Annotated in this window: 4 protein-coding genes; all 4 read right to left on the bottom strand. The window is 69.3% G+C overall.

What is annotated here, in order from left to right; all coding sequences use genetic code 11:
• Positions 1-135: 135 nt before the first annotated feature.
• A complete protein-coding gene (locus tag OO63_RS40980; protein ID WP_030363687.1) occupies positions 136-945 on the bottom strand; it encodes an ExeA family protein in 810 nt (269 codons plus the stop codon).
• On the bottom strand, positions 942-1103 hold the full coding sequence (locus tag OO63_RS45805; protein ID WP_157854140.1) for a hypothetical protein: 162 nt from the start codon (positions 1101-1103) through the stop codon (positions 942-944). The genes OO63_RS40980 and OO63_RS45805 overlap by 4 nt, the downstream gene beginning before the upstream one ends.
• A complete protein-coding gene (locus OO63_RS40975) occupies positions 1090-2469 on the bottom strand; it encodes a DDE-type integrase/transposase/recombinase (RefSeq protein WP_051811811.1) in 1380 nt (459 codons plus the stop codon). The genes OO63_RS45805 and OO63_RS40975 overlap by 14 nt, the downstream gene beginning before the upstream one ends.
• Positions 2470-2535: 66 nt before the next feature.
• A complete protein-coding gene (locus OO63_RS40970; protein ID WP_199819566.1) occupies positions 2536-2946 on the bottom strand; it encodes a helix-turn-helix domain-containing protein in 411 nt (136 codons plus the stop codon).
• Between the last annotated feature and the right edge of the window lie 398 nt (positions 2947-3344).

Below are 3344 nucleotides of genomic sequence, written 5' to 3'. Positions count from 1 at the left end.
TGTTAGGCGGCACTGATCATGCTCACGGGTGGGGCATTCAGGGTGCCGATGGTTGAGAAGCGGACTGCCCCGCAGGGGCGGTCCCTGCGGGGCAGTTGTCGGTGAGGTGTCGCGTGGGTCGGCAAGGTGTCGGGGTCAGTCGAGGACTTCGGTGACAGCGGACTGAGCGGCTTTCTCGTCGACGAGGCTCTTGCCGCTGGCGAATGTGGCGACCAGGGCCTGGAGGCAGAGGTTGTTGACCGCGCGGGGGAAGCCCCGGCTGGTGGTGTGGATGAGCGTGACGGCGTCGTCGGTGAAGAGCTGGTCGCTGCGTCCGGCGAGGCCGAGGTGGTGCTTGATGTAGCTGGCGGTTTCCGTCTTGGTCATGCCCGGCATCGTGTAGCGCAGGGCGGTGCGTTGTTCGAGAGCGGCCAGGACGGCGAGTTTCATGGTCCGCCGGAGGGTGGGCTGTCCGACCAGCAGGCAGGCCAGGGGCGAGTCCTGGTCCATGGCCTGGTTGGTGAGCATGCGGATGGCTTCGAGCTGCTCGTAGCCCAGCAGGTGGGCCTCGTCGATGACCAGGACGGGGGTGCGTCCGCGTTCCTCGCGTTCGGCGGCCAGGGCCAGTCCGGTCTGGGCGGTCAGACGGGAGCCGAGGTGGGAGGGCTGTTGGCCGAAGGCGGTAACGATCGCCTCGTGGATGCCGCGGACGCCGATCATCGGGTTGGGCAGGTAGATCACGGTGTGTTTGGAGGGGTCGATGCCGTGCAGGACGGTGCGGATCGAGACGGTCTTGCCCGCACCGACCTCGCCGGTGACGACACCGATGGACCGCTCTGAGATGCACCAGGTGATGCGGGCGACGGCTTCGTTGTGGCTGCTGTGGCGGTGGAGCATGCCGGGAGCGAGGTCGCGGCCGAAGGGCATGCGGCTGAAGCCGTAGTGGGCCTGGAGCTTGTCGATCACGTGTGTCCTCCGTGGTGCGGTGGTGCGTTGTTGTCTGCGGGGGCGTTCAGGTGCTTGGCGGCCAGCTCCAGGCTGGCGATGGCCCAGTCGACGGCAGCGTCCTCGCCGAAGTGGTCGGCCAGGGCCTGTAGGAACACGGCCCATTCATCCGCGCTCATGAGGTCCGTCGCTGGGTTGGTCGGGGTGGAGAGACGCGTAGTTGACCTTGTCAGCCAGGGTGTGGGTGTGGGCGGCATCGATCAGGCCGAGGTAGTCGATGCCGGTGGCCGGGCGGGGTTCTTCGGCCGGGGTCTCGGGACGGGCCTTGGGGTGGGAATGACGGCTGACCTGGTAGGGAAGGGCCCGTCCGACGTCCTCACCCTGGTGGCGGACACGCAGGTAGGTCAGGTCGAAGGGATCGAAGACGAGCTCGACTTTCTGTCCGACCAGCAGTGGGTCGACCTGGTAGCGGTTGCCGTGCAGGGACACCAGTGCGGTCTTGGACACGGTGCGGTGTTCGGACCAGCGGAAGGCTTCGGTCAGATCGGCCGGGGCCGGGGTGGGGAAGACGCCGTGGGACATCCAGCGTCCCAGGGGTGCGGCGCCGGTCTCGGTGTGGATGCGGCGGTGGTAGACGTTCTCGACCCAGGCGGTGAACAGCCGGTTCATCTCCAGCAGGCTGTCGATCTTCCGGCCGGGCTGGCCGTCGCCGGAGGCGATCTCGACGACGAACTCGCCGTTGACGGTGCGGAAGAACCGTTCGATCTTTCCCCGGCCCTGCGGGCGTCCCGGAGCGGAGTGGACTAGCTTGACGCCGAGTTTGGCGCAGGCCCGCAACAGCCACGAGTCGACGAAGGCGGAGCCGTTGTCGACGTAGATGTGGCGGGGGATCCCGCGGGCGGCAAGCGCGGGCCGCAGGGCCGCGGCCAGGCGGACGGTGTCCTCGGCGAAGCCCCAGCGGTGGCCCATCACCGCGCGGGAGTGGTCGTCGACGAACGCGAACAGGAACGTCTTGCGGCCCTCGACCATCGGCCCGTGCAGGGCGTCACCGGTCCACAACTCGTTGGGCTCGTCCGCCTCGAACCGGCCGAAGACGGCCGGCTGGAGCGGTCCGGTCAGCGAGTCCAGGCCCTCGCGGACGATGTACCGCTGGATGGTCCGGTCGTCCGGTGTCCAGCCGCGCTGGGCGGCGATGATCCGGCCGATCTGCGCGGCCGACCGGGAGGGATTCTCCTTCTTCAGAGCGGAGATCAGGTCCCGGATCTCCTGCGGAGTGCGGGGCCGGGACTGGCGCGGGGAGGGAACGAGTGCGTCGAAGCCGCCCCGGCGCCAGTCGGTGACCCACCGGTCAAGCGTCCAGCGCGAGATCCGGATGGGCCGCCCGTCCGGATCGACGTGCGTCATGGCGGCCAGCTGCCGGACCAGCGCTCCGCGTTCCCGCCGTCCGAGTGTGGGGTCGGCGGCCTCCCTGATCAGCATGTAGCGGAACAGCCCGATGGCCTGGGCCCGTTCCAGCCGGGTCTTCTCATCCGAGGCATCACCCATCGGATCACCTGCCTTCACCTGCGTGAATACACACGCGTGACGGTGACACTGATCTTCGGCGTGGCGTCAGGGGCGACTCGTGTTGATCGTTTCCGCGGTGCGGGGATCCCATCCGGGGGCCAGCAATATCCCGCCCGTCACCGCGCCCGCCGCCCACCAGCACGACACCTTGCCGACCTGCGGCCAGCGCGAGGACAGCGCCCACCAGGCGCCCGCGACGGCCTGGACGGCGTCCGCGAACGCGCTGCGGGCTCCTTCCGGTGCCGCCGGGTCAACCCCGAACCCGACCAGCACCCCGGTGAAGACGTGTCGGACCGTCTCCTGCCGGGCGGCGAACCGGCGCAGCCAGCCCCGCACCGTCTCCACCGACCGACCCAGCCGGGCCGCGATCGTCCGGGCCCCCTCCCCAGCCGCCTTCGCGGCCAGCGCCGCCCCGATCACATCCACCACATCCGCCCGCCTGACCAGCGCGAACACCGGGAGAAGGACATGCGAGACACCGCAGCCTGAGCAGCACGTCCGCCGAGGCCGCACCCGGACCAGTCGCGCCCCGTCCCGCAGAACCCGAGCCCGTGCCCAGCCCCACGGCCGCAGCACACCCCCACACCCAGGGCACTCCAACTCTCTCTGTACGAGACGGCGTTCAACCCGAGCCGGATCGGCCTCTACCGTGAGCACCAGCGCCTCCGCGCGCTTCACGGCCCTCCCGGTTCACGCCGCAAGCACCGACCCGGGAGGGCCTTCTCACGCGCCCTTCGTCGGCAAGGTGCCGCCCTAAATCTGCACCCGCTCGTCGGCAGGCACGCAAACCGACCATGTCGTGATCAAGGTGCCCAAGCTGTCGCAGACGTAGGCATGGTGAATGTCGTCCAACA

The organism is Streptomyces alboflavus, assembly GCF_000716675.1.
GTDB classification, from domain to species: domain Bacteria; phylum Actinomycetota; class Actinomycetes; order Streptomycetales; family Streptomycetaceae; genus Streptomyces; species Streptomyces alboflavus.
Note: the sequence above shows the minus strand (reverse complement) of the source record. Positions and strands in the feature narration are given on the sequence as shown.

Bases quoted from the DNA above. Each gene is read 5' to 3' on its own strand.
- OO63_RS45805 (WP_157854140.1), bottom strand. From the start codon at position 1,103: ATGAGCGCGGATGAATGGGCCGTGTTCCTACAGGCCCTGGCCGACCAC.
- OO63_RS40975 (WP_051811811.1), bottom strand. From the start codon at position 2,469: ATGGGTGATGCCTCGGATGAGAAGACCCGGCTGGAACGGGCCCAGGCC.